Origin of the sequence: Pseudomonas fluorescens (assembly GCF_902497995.1) — a bacterium.
Lineage (GTDB): Bacteria > Pseudomonadota > Gammaproteobacteria > Pseudomonadales > Pseudomonadaceae > Aquipseudomonas > Aquipseudomonas fluorescens_BK.
This window is the reverse complement of the sequence record NZ_CABVII010000001.1, coordinates 99,752-115,643: the sequence shown is the minus strand read 5'-3', so window position 1 is coordinate 115,643 and position 15,892 is coordinate 99,752. Positions and strand designations below refer to the sequence as shown.

At 60.7% G+C, this 15,892-nt stretch carries 9 protein-coding genes; 6 read left to right on the top strand and 3 right to left on the bottom strand.

Annotated elements, in window-relative coordinates; genetic code table 11:
- Nucleotides 1-413 precede the first annotated feature (413 nt).
- From F8N80_RS00550 to F8N80_RS00525, 6 genes are all read left to right on the top strand, one after another.
- Nucleotides 414-2,792, top strand: coding sequence for a type VI secretion system Vgr family protein (locus F8N80_RS00550; RefSeq protein ID WP_150782953.1), 2,379 nt, complete (start codon nt 414-416; stop codon nt 2,790-2,792).
- A gap of 34 nt (nt 2,793-2,826) precedes the next feature.
- A complete protein-coding gene (locus tag F8N80_RS00545) occupies nt 2,827-5,460 on the top strand; it encodes a pesticin C-terminus-like muramidase (protein ID WP_150782952.1) in 2,634 nt (877 codons plus the stop codon).
- A complete protein-coding gene (locus tag F8N80_RS00540) occupies nt 5,457-5,900 on the top strand; it encodes a hypothetical protein (RefSeq protein WP_150749085.1) in 444 nt (147 codons plus the stop codon). The genes F8N80_RS00545 and F8N80_RS00540 overlap by 4 nt, the downstream gene beginning before the upstream one ends.
- Before the next feature lie 361 nt (nt 5,901-6,261).
- Nucleotides 6,262-6,525: a hypothetical protein gene (locus tag F8N80_RS00535; protein WP_150749086.1), complete on the top strand. Its 264-nt coding sequence runs from the start codon at nt 6,262-6,264 to the stop codon at nt 6,523-6,525.
- Between the two features lie 2 nt (nt 6,526-6,527).
- On the top strand, nt 6,528-7,754 hold the full coding sequence (locus F8N80_RS00530; RefSeq protein WP_150782951.1) for a hypothetical protein: 1,227 nt from the start codon (nt 6,528-6,530) through the stop codon (nt 7,752-7,754).
- Between the two features lie 9 nt (nt 7,755-7,763).
- Nucleotides 7,764-11,138, top strand: coding sequence for an ImcF-related family protein (locus F8N80_RS00525; protein WP_150782950.1), 3,375 nt, complete (start codon nt 7,764-7,766; stop codon nt 11,136-11,138).
- Nucleotides 11,139-11,303: 165 nt separating this feature from the next.
- Here F8N80_RS00525 and F8N80_RS00520 read toward each other — a convergent pair whose 3' ends face one another.
- The 3 genes from F8N80_RS00520 to F8N80_RS00510 form a co-directional block, all read right to left on the bottom strand.
- On the bottom strand, nt 11,304-13,307 hold the full coding sequence (locus F8N80_RS00520; RefSeq protein ID WP_150782949.1) for a hypothetical protein: 2,004 nt from the start codon (nt 13,305-13,307) through the stop codon (nt 11,304-11,306).
- Between the two features lie 537 nt (nt 13,308-13,844).
- Nucleotides 13,845-14,288 carry a hypothetical protein gene (locus tag F8N80_RS00515; RefSeq protein WP_150748516.1) on the bottom strand — a complete coding sequence of 148 codons (444 nt, stop codon included), beginning with the start codon at nt 14,286-14,288 and terminating at the stop codon, nt 13,845-13,847.
- A gap of 120 nt (nt 14,289-14,408) precedes the next feature.
- Nucleotides 14,409-15,740, bottom strand: a complete 1,332-nt coding sequence (locus F8N80_RS00510) for an amidohydrolase (RefSeq protein ID WP_150782948.1) — start codon at nt 15,738-15,740, stop codon at nt 14,409-14,411.
- Between the last annotated feature and the right edge of the window lie 152 nt (nt 15,741-15,892).

Sequence of the window (15,892 nt, the reverse complement as noted above, 5' to 3'; positions counted from 1 at the left end):
GCAGACACTTGGCAGCCGGCCATGCAGCGCCTGCCGACGTAGTGCTGATGGATCTGCACAGTTTCTCAGCCGCTAACCAGGGCTGCCGTTCTTCGATTCTTTGCGTACTCTCAAGCTGACGTCTTAGGCGGATGAGGCGTCGTACGGCCATCGATAGCGCTCTTTATGACCTTTCTATGTGCCACCCAACCGCGCGGGAAACTGTACGGGGAACCAGGGAGAAAAGAAGTCAGGAAAGGGAGGTGTAGCGAGTAGGAAAATTCGCTGCAGTTTAATAACGACGCTTCCTACACCCCCATCAGAAGCGTCCTATTTCCAACTAAGTCCACTTCACCAAAGCTTCCATCCCCCAGGACCAGGGTGGAAGCAAAGCCCTTCCTGATCGTCAATATTCAGACCAGGAAGGCCTGACCATGTCCGAGCGCATACGCACCTTCTTCGACCACAGCCGCCACAAACTGTGGGTCATCAATTCCGACCTGACCCTCGACGTCCTGGCCTTCAACGGCGAAGAGCAACTGAGCCAGCCGTTCCACTACGTCATCGAATTCACCTGCACCGAACAGGACCTCGCCGCCGACCAGCTGCTCAACCGCGCCGTCCAATTCAGCCTGCACGCCCCACCGCAAAAGCTCACCTTCCTGACCCGGGACCTCAAGGTCAAACCGCTGCGCACCGTGAACGGCGTGATCACCGGCTTCAAACGCCTGTCCGGCTCGGTCGACGAAGCCCGCTACGAAATCACCCTGCAACCGCGCCTGGCACGGCTCGCCCGTGGTCAGCAGTTCCGCCTCTATCAACACCAGTCCGTGCCGGAAATCGTCGGACACATCCTGCGCAGCCGCCACCATTTCCAGGGCCAGGATTTTTTCTTCAAGCTCTCGCGCAACTACCCCCGGCGCCTGCAAGTCATGCAATACGGCGAAAGCGACCTGGCCTTCATCGCCCGCCTGCTGGCCGAAGTCGGCATCTGGTACCGCTTCACCAGCCACGAACGCCTGCACATCGACGTCGTCGGGTTCCATGACGATCACCTGCATTACCAGTTCGACATCGAGCTGCCGTACCACTCGCCCGCCGGTCTGAGCAGCAGCGAGCAGGACGGCGTCTGGGCCTTGCAAACCCGGCACCAGGTGGTGGAACGCCAGGTCAATATCCGCACCTACCAGCACCGTGACGCCCGCGCCCACCTGGACGGCGAGATCGACCACACCCGCGGCGCGACCACCACCTACGGCGAGGCCTACCACTACGCCGAACCCTACACCGCCCTCGGCGACCGCTACCAGTTCTACGAAGACCTGCCGCCGGAAACCGGCTACTTCTTCGCCCGGCTGCAACACGAACGCTACCTCAACGATCAGACCCGCCTCAGCGGCACCAGCAGCAGCGCCACCCTGGCCCCCGGCCAGGTGCTGAACATCACCGGCGGGGCGCCCCAGGCCTTCGCCCCCGGCACGGTGATCACCCACCTGCGCACCCACGCCGCCCGCGATGCCAGCTTCCAAGCCAATTTCCAGGCCATCCCCTATTCGGAAAGCGTGTGCTTTCGCCCACCGCTGCTGGCCAAACCGCAAATCGCCGGCACCGTCCCGGCCCGGGTCAGCAGCCCGCAAAAACACGACCCCTACGCCGAAATCGACGTCGAAGGCCGCTACCGCGTGCACTTCCTGTTCGACCGCGACACCTGGAAACCCGGCCAGGAAAGCATGTGGCTGCGCCTGGCCCGGCCCTACGCCGGCGACACCCACGGCCTGCATTTGCCACTGATCGCCGGCACCGAAGTCGCGGTGGCCTTCGAACAGGGCGACCCGGACCGCCCCTACATCGCCCACGCCCTGCACGACAGCCAGCACCCGGACCACGTGACCCTGCGCGCACGCAATTACAAGCGCAACGTGCTGCGCACGCCGGCCAACAACAAGCTGCGGATGGAGGACACGCGGGGCGAGGAGCACGTCAAGCTCAGTACCGAGCACAGTGGCAAGAGTCAGCTGAATCTCGGGCATTTGGTCGATGCCGAGCAGCAGAAGCGCGGTGAAGGGTTTGAGCTGCGCACGGATGGTTGGGGGGCGATTCGGGCGGGGAAGGGGCTGTTGATCAGTGCCGAGGAGCAGACCAAGGCGCAGGGGCAGGTCCTCGACATGAGCGCGGCCATCGGCCGCCTGCAACAGGCGGGTGAGCAGCTGCAATCGCTCTCCGTCGATGCCCAGGCCGCCAATGCAGATCCCGCCGACGTGACCGCGCAACTGAACCTGCTCCGGCAAGAACTGGAGCAGCTCAAGTCCTCCGTCCTGCTGCTCAGCGCACCCCAGGGCATCGCCCTCACCAGCGGCAAACACCTGCAACTGGCCGCGCAAACCAACCTGATGCTCAACGCCGGTGGCGAAGCCGACCTCAGCGTGGTCAAGCGCTTGTTCATCGGCGTAGGGCAGGGGTTGAGCGTGTTTGTACGCAAGCTGGGCATCAAGCTAATTGCCAACCACGGGCCGGTGAGCGTCCAGGCGCAGAACGACAAACTGGAATTGATGGCTCGCCACGGCCTGGCGATCACCAGCACCGAGGACGAAATCCACATCACCGCCAAGAAGAAAATCACCCTCAACGCCGGCGGCAGCTACATCACCCTCGACCCCTCCAGCATCGAATCGGGAACGGCAGGTGATTACAAGGTCAAGTCCGCGCAATTCGACTACAGCGGTGCCGCCAAGCAATTGCTGGAAATACCACCGCTAGCTCAATTAACCGAGCATGACTCCACGTCTCTTGGGCGTACGGATTTCTCCGGCTGACCCCTTTTTCGCAAAACAAGGAGCGACATTCAACATGGCCAACTTGCTTGCCCGACTTTTTGGATTGGATCGGCCGGCATCACCGGTCTTCCCGACGCCTGACACGCGTCCCGTCCAGTTGTCTGCGCAACCCAGCACCGACGCCCTGCCACCGCTGAAAAACTGGAGCCATCCGTTCAAGGACAAAGATCCGGTCAAGGACAAACGCAATCCGCTGTTGCAGCTGACCCACCTGGCCAAAGCGGAAGCAGGCTATTTCCCCTTGGGACGCAGCGGCCTCTGGCACGGCGGCGTGCACTTCGACAGCGGCACCGCCGACACCCTGGATCAATCCAGCGTGCAGTGCCTGGCCGACGGTGAGGTGGTGGCGTACCGCATCGACACGCAAGCGCCGACCACGACTTACTTCGTCAGTAAACAAACCGTAGAAAAACCGTTTTCGCGCAATTTCGTGCTGGTTCGCCACCGACTTCAGCCACCGAAGCTCGAAGGCAGCCCGGACTCACCGCCCAGCCTGATCTTTTACAGTCTGTACATGCACCTGCGGGATTGGTCGGTGTACCGGGAGGACGCCACCCTCGCTCGTCCGGCGTTTTGGCCCGAGGGACCGACCCGTCACGTCAAACAGACGGTGAACGACGTCCGCCCCGGAAACCTTGAAGAACGTGGCCTGAACGTGCGCATCAAGGCATGGCCGGGCAAGGTGATCGACCTCCTGCCACGGGGTGCCGAGGTGACCGTCAGTGGCGAGGGGGACTACCGCAAGCTGGAGAACAGCCTCGGGCCGGCCAAACTGATCAACGCCGATGGCTCGATAGCGGGCTACCTCGCCGCCAGCCTTCTGAAACCTGTTGGCGATCACGAGTACCGCATCACATCGTCGCAGGAGTGGGTCAATGTGCGCGCCGAACCAAGCGTTACTAGCGAGAAACTTTTAGAGCTGCCGGTTGGGACGGTAGTCAGGGTCAGCGGTGAAGGCGAATTTCGTAAGCTGGAACGCGTGAATCAGTATGTGCATTTCGACTCGCTGGAAGGTGCGCAGGAACCGTTGGCGGCGGATCGCGTGGTGGTGCTCGACTCGCCTGTCCCCATCAAGGCGGGCGCGTTGATCGGTCACCTCGGCAAGTATCAGGACGGCGGCGCGGATCACCCAGAGGAAAAGCTGCACCTGGAAGTATTCAGTAACGATGACGTCGATTTATTCATCGAGGACAGTCGCGCCTGGGCCCAGCACATACCGGATAAAGACAGAACCTGGCTGAAGTTCGCCAAAGGCACCGCCGTGGTGCCTCATCAAGAGAATGTCACTGCCGCCCAACTGAAGGTATTGAGTGCCGCCAGCCCGCTCAGTGCTGCCGACCTGCTGGTCCCCCAAAGCGTGCTGGATGAGCTGCCGGCCGACAGGAAAATTCAGGTGGCCGCGCGCGAAAGCCGCAACGCCAGCAACTGGTATCGCCTGGATGGACTGCTCCACGACGCCGGCAACCAGCTGCTCAATGGCTGGGTGCGCGAAGAAGTCGGCGTCACGCCTTGGCTCAGCCCCTGGTCTTGGGAAGGCTACGACATCATCGACGAATACGACGTCCCTCAGGAGTTCCTGGCCTCATTCCTGCGCGCGGTTAAACGCCTGAGCGAAGCGCAACTCGAGCGTTTCGGCCCCATGGCGGATGAAGGCGACACGGGGCCATTGAAGACCCGGCTGTACGACATCATCGACGCCAACCGCGATGGCAGGATGACGGCTGAAGAGCTGCGAACGGCAATCAGCCTGCCCGCCCATGCGCAGTCTATTTCGCAGTTGATCGTCAATTGTGAAAGCGAGTGGTACCACAAGCCGGGCAAGTGGGACCGGCTGGATGAGGTACTTGGGCATAGTGGTTCGACGCCACATTTGAATTGGTTGGCGGAGAAGCAGCGGATCAGGCAGATGTGTTGGTGGGGGGAGGTGGCGGCGGGAGTTGGGCTTCCGGCGCATGGGGAGGTTTATTACTTTCATCCTGTGGGATTGGTAAGCAGTTTCTTCGCCGTTGATGATCAGAACGATTTGCGCTGGCTAACAGTACCTTATGGTCAACTAACCTTTGATGCCGAAGGCAATGATATAGAGGATGAGTCGCACCCATCGTACAGATACTTCAGTAGAGTTGCGCACTGGCCGGGTGGCGTATCTGGAGTAACAATTGGCCGTGGTTACGATCTAGGTCAGCGGCCTAATCCAAGAAAAGACCTGTATGCAGTAGGCATTGAAGAGCCGCTGCTAACTTGGCTGATCGGGGCTAAAGGTCTTCATGGTACAGCAGCGAAGAATTATATCGATAACGCTCCGATGGCTATCCGAAAGCATAGGGTTTCTAGAAAGCAGCAGTATGAACTGTTCTTGCCTGTTTATGATTACATGAAAAAAGATGTGGTTCGTATATCGAGTGCAGCAGCAGCCAAAGATGCTTATGGTGTACTCGTCTGGGGAATGGTGAACAGCAAGATTCAAGATATTGTAATTGACCTGATTTATAGAGGTGATTATACCACGCATGCGAGAACTTTCATTCAAAAGCCCTTTGTTGAAAGTGATATTGGGCTGGTAAGAAATATAATGTCCAATAAAGATCGTTGGTCGAACGTCCCAGACGATAGGTTTAAGCGAAGAGCGGAGTATATAAAGCAATGAAAACAATTTTTTTATTTGTACTGGCTGTTTTCGCCGCTGGCTTGGGTGAGGCTTCTGAATTTAACTACAAGAGAGTAATTATGGCAGGGACAGGCGACGTAGGAGATCTTTTGGTTCGATATCTTATTTCATCGGATGAGTCATGTATTGTTATCCAAAATTTGCTTCCTGGCGGTAGAGGGACGGTATCAGCAGAGAAACGAATCTGCTCATTAGCTGGTAAAGGCTTTGATGACGGATACACAGCTGTGGATGTCAAAGAGGGCGCCTTCAAAGATGGAAAACTTCTATTTAAAATTGGAGTGACCCCCCTACAGCCCATTGGAGAGACAGTTATGTCCTGCGAAGCAATATTTTATAATGGACTGGCAGATCACCTTTCCTGCCAGAAAAAGGAAGAAATCAACGAAGTGACGTGCAAATGCAACACGGAAAATTAGTATTTATAATTTTCAATGTCGTAGGCACCGCAAGGCCCGTCGAAGAACTACAAGCGCCGGCAAAAACACTCTTCTTTCGAAGGGGGGTGGAGTTCGTGAGCGCGACGTTATCCGAATGGTTCGGCAGGGCGAACTAGTAGGTGCAAAAAATGATTAAATTTTAATTAAATATATTTTTGGTCAGTCGCAGCGGCGAACTCGGTCGCGTGGAAGTATATCGACCTATTGAAGTAGGAGGGGCGATGCTGTGTTTGGTGTGTGCGTAGACTATTTATAGCAAGGCGATCCATGGCTTTGATTTTTGAATATTACTAAAGAGAGCCTGTGAGATTAAGCGCAGGGTTCTAGAATGGGGTTGAGTATGAGTGGCAAACGCAATGGTCGTAGAAAAAACACCGACGAGGGAACCGTTTTTCCAGGCTTCGTTGTAATGAAGCTCGTAAATATCGATGCGATCTGTAATGACGATCTGTTGCGTTGTCCGATTCCAGTCTACGGTCGTATGATCATTGCTGAAGGTCACTCACCGATTAAAGACAGTGTTGATCCGCTTACATTTGTTGGCCTTCTCCACATCAGCCGTTGTGCATTGATATCATCCCTGTCTGAAACGGGAGCGCGCTAACTATGCCCATCAGACTGGATAAAGTTCCACCTCTCGCGCCACGTCCCGCACGGCCTCGTGCCTGGTTGTGGCTCGGCTTGCTGCTGTCCGGTTTGTTGTTGGGGGTAGCAGGGACCTTACTGTTCGGCGACGAAACATTGCCCCAGAAGCCTGTTGATTTCTGGGGTCTGGCGGTAGGCGTACCGATCCTGAGTTGGTGCGTGCTGGGGTTTGCGCGAGTGCTACGTCATATAGGCGAACAATCTGCTGCCGACGGCTGGGATGAAGCCCGCGAAAAAGACCTGATCCGCAAGATTCGTCAGGGTCGACGCTCGCAGCAAGTATTGGGCGTGAGTTTGTACACCGCACTTCGAGCGCCAGGGGAGCAACCGGCAGCACAATTGGATGCCTTGCTGAGCGCAACCAAAGCCCTGAAAGCTCAACCGTCCAGGCTGGACCTGACAACGTCTAGTCATAGTCGCCTGTCAGACGATACGGATGCAGATCTCAAACGAATACTGCTGCGAACACTTACACCCGTGCTCGCCGACTTGGCGGCAACCCTGGCGCGATTGCCTGATAGCGCGCCACTGGCTCTGTTGCTGGAAGTCGATAGCGGTTTGTCTGAGGACCAGTGGCGCCGAGTGTGGCGAAAGGCATGGCGCGAGTCCGGCATCCGCCAATCGACGGTACCTGTCGAGGGCAGTGGGCTGGCCGCGCTGGACCAATGGCTCGACCAGCGCATCGGCGACCAGGCGTTGCTCATGGTAGTGGCCGTGCGTTTTGCACCGGAACAGCCCGAGGGCACGGCAGAAGTCGCCGTCGGCGTGTTGTTCGGCAACCGCCTGACGCAAACCACCCTGGCGCCGATCGCCTACCTGCACCGTCCTGAGCAGGAGCGCAAGCCTACCGAAGCAGATCTGCTCTACGCCACACGTCAAGCCCTCGACTGGGTGCCGCTTGAAGCGAAGTCAATCGAGAAGGCCTGGCGGGTGGGTATCGACCCACAACGTCATGCCGCCATCGCAACCGTGTTGGCTGAAGAACCCATGCTGGGCCAGCAGGCGCCTTGCGATCTGGATGCGTTGCTGGGGCATCCGGGAAAAACATCCCCTTGGCTGGCCATCGCTGCCGCGACGCAGACGATTGAGCGCGGCGCTGGAGCGCAGTTGATTTTCAGTGGTGGTGGCCCGGCCACGGCCGGACTCTGGGGCACGGTCTTGATGCCGGTGTCAGCACTTTCTAAATAGGAATCTCGCATGCAGTTTCGCCACGCTGTAGGAATGGGGATGCTGGTTGGCCTGCTGTTGCTGACCGGTGTGATCTTGGGGGTGCTGGTTTGGCATGACCCCGAGTCGCTGGGGCTTGCGGCCGGCAGTGAACGGCAAACGATCTGGCTTTGGGTGGTATCGGCCACGACTTTGGTCCTGGTGGGGCTGCTGGCAGGGTATCGACTGCTGGGCCTTCAGTTGGGGCATTCGGCTTTTGACCGGCTCGACGCGGATGATGCTGTGCCGCCTGCGCAACCCGCCGCCACGGAATCCCCTGATACTCGAGTGCAACCGACCGCCCTCGTTCAAGCGTATTTGCGCGAGCGTCACGGTCCCTTCTGGCGCCGTAAAATCCGCCTCCTGCTGGTCGTCGGCGAACCCGAACAAATCCACGCCATCGCCCCGGGCCTCACCCAAAAAAACTGGCTGGAAGGCCAGGACACCGTCCTGATCTGGGGCGGCAGCGTGCAAGGCAACGTGGAGGATGCGCCCTTTGCCCAGTACCGCCGCCTGAACCGCTGGCGCGCGCTCGACGGCGTGATCTGGGCCCTGAACAAGGAACAGAGCAGCGACGCCGCCGCGATGGGCGCTGGCGTGCGCTACCTGCAAGCCCTGGCCCGCCAGCTGCACTGGCAGTTGCCGCTGTACCTGTGGCAGGTTTGCTACAGCGAGTGGCCGCAGCCCAAGCGCACGACCCAACCGGTGGGTTGCCTGCTGCCCGCCCGCGCCACCGCCGTGGACCTGGAAACCGGCCTGGACAAGCTGATCCTGCCCTTGCGCCAATCCGGCTGGGCGCAAATATTCGGCGACATGAAGCATGACTTCCTGCTGCGCCTGTCGCGCGATCTGCAGGCCGAGGGCATTCCCCGCTGGCGCCAGGCGCTCGCGCCGCTGTTTGGCGAATTCGCCCGCGGTCTGCCGTTGCGCGGGCTGTGGTTCAGCCTGCCGTTGCCCGAGCACCAGGGGCACGCGGCGCACCATTGGCCCATCGATCCGGCCTGGCAGGGCGTGCTCGATGACAAGACCGTGCACAGTCGCCGTTTGGGTTCGCACCCCGTGCGCATCGGTTCGGCGTTGGTGATGGGCCTGGCGCTGGTGTGGGGCGCCGGCCTGCTGCTGTCCTTCGCCACTAACCGCGTGCACATCGCCCAAGTGCAAAGCTCGCTGGCATCCCTCGAACAAGCCGGCCAGGGCGACGCCCAACTGCTGGCCCTGAACGACCTGATGCGCGAACTGGCGCGCCTGGATTACCGCGCCGAACACGGCGCGCCCTGGTACCAGCGCTTCGGCCTGAACCAGAACCAGAACCTGCTGCAGGTGGTACAGCCCATCTATGTCGAAGCCAACCAGCGCCTGCTGCGCGACCCGGCCGCCGCCAATCTGCAGGCGAAACTCACCGCCCTGATCAAGCTACCCCCGGGCAGCGCCGAACGCGGCCAACGGGCCCGGGAGGCCTACGACCAGCTCAAGGCCTACCTGATGCTGGCGCGTCCGGAAAGAACCGACGCGGCGTTCCTGGCCAACATCCTGCAGGCGGCCGAGCCAACCCGCGCCGGCCTGTCGCCGGGACTCTGGCAAGGCCTGGCGCCAAGCCTGTGGCAGTTCTACGCCGAGCACCTGGCGGCGCACCCCGAGTGGCGCATCGAGGCCGACCCGAAACTGGTCGCCCAGGCACGGCAGGTGCTGCTCGGCCAGCTGGGCCAGCGCAATGCCGAAACCAGCCTGTACCAACAAGTGCTCGACGCGGCGGCCAATCACGCCCCGGCCTTGAGCCTGGCGCAGATGGTCGGCGACACCGAGGCCGGCGCGCTGTTCACCAGCCGGGCCAGCGTGCCGGGGGTGTTCACCCGCCAGGCCTGGGACGGTCAGGTGCGCCAGGCCATCGAGGCCATCGCCGAGGCGCGGCGCGAGGAGATCGATTGGGTGCTCAGCGACAACCCCACCGACCTTGCCGCCGACCTGACCCCGGACGTGCTCAAGGCGCGCCTGACTGAGCGCTACTTCAAGGACTACGCCAGCGCCTGGCTGGATTTTCTCAACCGCCTGCGCTGGCAGCCGGCCGCTAGCCTGGGCGAGGTGATCGATCAGTTGACGCTGATGAGCGATGTGCGCCAGTCGCCGCTGATCGCGCTGATGAACACCCTGGCCTACCAGGGCCAGGCCGGCGTGCGCGGCCCGGCGTTGGCCGAGTCGCTGGTGAAATCGGCGCAGAAGCTGGTCGGCCAGGCCCCGGTGCCGGTGATCGACCAGCAGCTACAGGGACCGCGGGGGCCGCTGGACGCCACCTTCGGCCCGTTGCTGGCCGTGCTCGGCACAGACGCTGAAGGCCGCAGCGACAGCGACCGATTGAGCCTGCAAGCCTTCCTCACCCGCGTCACCCGGGTGCGTTTGAAACTGCAGCAAGTGGACAACGCGACCGACCCGCAGGCCATGACCCAGGCCCTGGCGCAGAGCGTGTTCCAGGGCAAGAATGTCGACCTCACCGACACCCAGGCCTACGGCAGCCTGCTCGCGGCCAGCCTCGGCACCGAGTGGGGCCAGGTCGGTGAAACCCTGTTCGTGCAGCCGCTGGACCAGGCCTGGCAACGGGTGCTGCAACCGTCGGCGGCGGGCCTCAACCGCCAGTGGCAGCGCGCAATCGTCAGCGACTGGCACAGCGCCTTCGCCGGCCGTTTCCCCTTCGCCGCCACCGCCAGCGACGCCTCCTTGCCGATGCTGGGGCAGATGATCCGCGCCGACTCCGGGCGCATCGACCAATTCCTGCAGCAACAACTGGGCGGCGTGCTGCGCCGGGAAGGCAGCCGCTGGGTGGCCGATCCGCGGCACAGCCAGGGCCTGCGTTTCAACCCGCAATTCCTCAGCGCGATCAACCAGCTCAGCCACCTGGCCGACGTGCTCTACACCGACGGCGGCATGGGCCTGAGTTTCGAACTGCGCGGCAAGCCGGTGCGCGACGTGGTGCAAACCACCTTCGTGCTCAATGGCGAGACCCATGAATACTTCAACCAGAAGGAAAGCTGGCAGCGCTTCAGCTGGCCCGGCTTCAGCAGCCACCCGGGCACCCGCCTGACCTGGATCAGCGTGCAGGCCAACGAACGGCTGTTCGGTGACTACGAAGGCACCTGGGGTTTGATCCGCCTGCTGGAAAAAGCCCGGGTCACCCCGCTGAACGACAGCGACAGCCTGCACCGCCTGCAGGTCAGGGCTCCGGACGGCCTGGACCTGACCTGGAACCTGCGCACCGAACTGGGCACGGGGCCGCTGGCGCTGCTCAAGTTGCGGGGGTTCACCTTGCCCAGGCAGATTTTTTTGAGTGAAAGCGATGGGTCGGTGCCTGGTGCGCGGAAGAGGAGGATCAAATGATGCTGAGTGCGATGGCGTTAATGGGCTGAAAGCCTTTTTTGTCTGTCACTCGCACAAAAACAAACGCCCCGAACAAGTCGGGGCGTTTGTTGGGCCGGCCTTCAGTGCGTTTTCAAACAGCCTGCGAGGGTCGTCTCGGTATAAACACCTATTGTGCAATCAACCTTATAGAAACCCCCCACCAAGGGGTTCCCAACCGGTGGCTGATGGATGCCAGGCGTTTGCCCATGCTTTGTGCCATATCGCGAAATCTTTACCCACACCGAAGATGTCCAGTCGATCTGATTCCCAAGAAACGACGGTTGGAGCGCTTGCGAAGATGCCGCCAAGGTTTTCCCATCCGGAAGGCGACGGATACCAGCCGTCGCTCCACGCTTTGTGGTACATGGCACCATCGAGACCCACTGCAAAGATATCGATTCGACCCGGGCCCCACGCAACCACAGCGGGTGGACTCAGGAACTTGCCTCCGAGCGGCTCCCAGCCTTCTTGCGATGGGAACCAGCGCTGCGCCCAAGCCTTGTGCCACATGCTACCGTCGAGCCCGAGCGCGAAAATATCAAGTCGATCGGGGCCCCAGGAGCAGACTGCCGGAGGGCTGGTAAAGCCTCCGCCGAGGAACTCCCAGCCAGGTGATGGGTGCCAGCCATTGGCCCAGGCCTTGTGGTACATGGCCTTGTCAAGGCCGACGCCGAAGATGTCCAGTCGTTCCGGCCCCCAGGACGCGACCGATGGCTGACTGATGAACTTGCCTCCAAGAGGCTCCCAGTCGGATTGCGAAGGATGCCAGCGCTGCGCCCAGGCTTTGTGCCATACGGCTTGGTCGAGGCCAAGAGCGAAAATGTCCAGACGGTCAGCCCCCCAGGATGCGACGGTTGGCGGGCTGATGAAGCCCCCACCGATCGACTCCCATCCGGCTTGCGAGGGATGCCAGCGTTGCGCCCAGGCTTTATGCCACATCGCCTTGTCGAGGCCGACTCCGAAGATATCCAGACGGTCTGTCCCCCAGGACGCGACAGCCAGAGGGCCGGTGAAGCCTCCTCCGAGATCTTCCCAGGCCGCCTGGGATGGATACCACGCTTGTGCCCAGGCTTTGTGGAAGGCTGCCTTGTCGAGACCGCGGCCAAAGATATCCATGCGGTCCGTGCCCCAACTGGCGACAGCCGGCGCGGCGCGGTCGATCGCCACAGGTGCCATGACCTCGGCTGTCAGGGTGACTTCTGAAGCCGTCGCGGTATCGATAGTGAGCTGAACGGCCCCCTTGCTGGATACCATCGAAGCTCCGGGGGACGCCGCGAGCGCGCCAATCTGCAGGGACATCCCCGAGCGATTTTCCAGACCGGTCAGGTGTGCGATGACCCATCCGGGGCCTTGATGCGGCAGGCCCCGATCCCACCCGGTGCAACTACGGTATTCGAGGAGAAGTCGCTGGCCAGCTACGATACCGTCGGCAAACGCGCAGAGGCGATTTCCCGCCGTGACGGGCAACGCGGCAAGTTTGACTTGCGCGCGGCGAACGCCAGCGTTCAGAGGTGCGCTAATGTCGACAGCGTGCACTGCCAGATCCAGCCAGCCGCAAGCGATGAGAGACGGCGCGGCCATGCCGGGCCCGGTATCGGACTGAGTCGTGTCGATTCTACCGTCAGGCCGCAGGCGGTTCAGCGGAGTGTGGACGAAACTGTACTTGGCACCCTCGCGCCCCATGATGCAGAACCGGTCGCCATACTCGATGGGTCCTGCGGGTGAGTCGAGATTCGCATGGCCCGCACCAAAAAAATGCCCGAGCTCGTGTTCGAGAAGGGCAGGATCGAGGCTTTGCGCACCGACATGGACATAGTTGGGATATTGCGGTGAAACCGCTGCGCTCGAAGCGTCGAACTTGTCGATCACCAAGGCGAAATGGTCGTAGGGCGCGAGATCGACATTGAGCCCCTGCGCGACAAGCGGGCTGACAGCTGGACCCGCGCCGAATCCCAAGTCGTTCCACTGCTGGCTGGTGTGAGGCAGCTGGAACCAGTCGAAAACGCGAAACTCCATGCTGACGCGACCACCGGACTGATCGAGAAAATAGCCAGCTACGTTACCGACGATAGAGTGGACCCGCTCTCGACTGAAATCGGTTACCCGAGCTGAGCCAGTACAGGACAGGAGCAGAACTGCAAGCTTCATTCAGTTGCCTCCATTCAGCGCATGTGCTTGAAGACCCAGCTTCAAAGCTTACCAGCAAGGCTTTATTGCTGTGCCTGGCGCAAAACGTAGATAAGCAACTTGGGTCACTGTGGCGGGTATTGGCAGCACAATCGTTGGAATGACACGCAATACAGCTCGTATATGCGATTGTATTTACCATCCCTCCTGAACCTATCAACGATAGTTTCTGCCGCAGCAGGGATCAGATTATGAAGAAATTAGAAAGTGGTTTTTAATTTGAAACCGAAATCGAAAATTTCCTCTGCGGGGGGCGCTAACCAAAATCAGGTTCAGGGTTCAGGCTTTCTATGACGGATTTCCCCTGCCCGTCGCGCCGGCCATGATCAGGTTGCCATTGATGACTCTCGAAGCCTTGTAGCGCACGACGGAAATTCGAAAGCCATCGCGAGCGATCAGGCTGATGGAATCTGGAAACAGGGCTGCTGGTGGAGGCGTCGCCGTGGCCTGGCGCAAGTTGCGCAGGCCGCGGTACCGAACGGCTGGCTTGATGCGCCCCTAGCCAGCGCTGATGTTGCCGCAGAAAAGAGGACGGCTGCCGTCTGCCGGACTGGTGCGAACGAGCAAGGCATAATCACCTTTGGCCAGTTCGCTCAGCGCCACCGGTGCCTGGGCCCAATGTTGGGTGCGCGGGGCCAGCGATGGATAGTCGACGCTGTTGGCCTGCCGGGTCTTGTACGCCGGTTGTGCGCCCAGCTGCTGGCAAGAGCCAGCGTAGATAGCGGTGTCGAGGCGGCTGGATACGGCCATGTCGTGGGGGACACCACCGACGGTGAGCCAGATGCTGGTTTGGTTGCCCACCGGGCTGAGGGTGGCTCGAGCGATATGCTCTGCGTTTTGCGGGGTGGCATCGAGGGGGACATCGACGATCTCGGTTCTGCTCGCGCAACCCGAAATCGCCCCTACCGCCACCACCAACGCCAGCCAAGATGTTCTGTTCATCACAGATCTCCTGATTTGAGGTGCGTTGATTTCATCCCCCTTGTGAAGTCTAGTGGCCTGCTGCGGATGCGGGATCTAGCTGATGGGTGGTCACGCCCAAGCCTCTGGATAATTCAGCCTTCAAGATCGTCCGGCCACCCGCCCTGGATAGTTCAGCACAAACTGGACATGCGCCTTCACCCCTGTGGCCAGGGTCGCATCGTCCGCGGTGAAGTAGGGGCTGTGATTATTCGGGGCCTTCTGCATGTCCTGGTTTGCAGGCGTTGCCCCAAGGAACACGAACAGCCCCGGCACCTTCTCTGCGTAGAAGGCAAAGTCCTCACTCGGTGAGAGCGAGGATTCCAGCCGCTCGACCTTGCCCGGCGCAGCCAGCTCCAGTGCGGGCACCATGGCTTCGGTCAGCGCAGGGTTGTTGGTGGTCACCGGGGCAATGTTCACCAGTAACAGGTTGGCCTGGGTCTCATAGGCGCTGGCGATGCCGTTCACCAGCGGCGGCATCTTCTGCAGCATGGTGTCGCGTATCGAGGCGTTATTGGTGCGAATGGTGCCAGTGAGTTCCACCGTCTCGGGAATGATATTGCTCGCCGAGCCGGCATTGATCGTGCCGACACTGATGACGCCCATGCCCTTGGTCATGTCGATCCGCCGACTGACGAGGGTCTGCAGGCCGCCGATGATGTTCTCGCTGGCGATGATCGGGTCCACGCCGCTCCACGGCGCCGAGCCGTGGGTCTGCTGGCCTTTGATAGTGATGCGAAAGGCATCGTTGCTGTTGAGCACAGTCCCGGATTTGTAATACAGGTGGCCGGTCGGGTAACCGGCCATGACATGCACCCCAAATATGGCCTCGACCTTCGGCGAGTCCAGTGCCCCATCGCGGATCATTGCCTGCGCGCCGATCACCGCATCGGCCTGGAACTCATCCACGTCGGCGGCGCCTTCTTCGGCCGGCTGGAACAGAAAAACCACGGTTCCGGCGACCTCGTCGCGATGCTGCGCAAGTACCTTGGCCGCGCCCAGGAGCATCGCCGTGTGCGTGTCATGCCCACAGGCATGCATGACCGGCACCGTTTCCCCCCGGCGCAGGCCGGTTGCCGTGCTGGCGAACGGCAAGTCGGTCATTTCCTTGACGGGGAGGGCATCCATGTCCGCGCGCAAGGCCACCACCGGGCCGGGTTTACCACCCTTGAGCACGCCGACCACGCCAGTCTTGCCGATGTGGGTGCGCACCTCCAGCCCCAGTGCCTTGAGCTGCTGTGCCACCAGTCCTGAGGTTTTCACCTCCATATTTCCCAGCTCGGGGTTCTGGTGAATAGTGTGGCGCAGCTCGATGACTTCCTGATTGACGGAGGCGACGGCCGGGTCGACCCAACTGAAATCGGAGGCTTGGCAGAGGGCTGCCGAAAAGGTGCTTAAGAGAGCAATGCCGAAAGGTCGTGGGGATATACGCATGATGAGTTTCCGCTGAGGCTTGATGGTTGCTCGGGAGGAGAGGTGCTCTGAAGGTAGATGGGGATACTGGGGGACGGTTATGCAGGCTGGGGTCATGACTATGCGCGTCAGGTATAATTGTGATTGATGCCAGTTTCCTCGGTGTGTTTTAG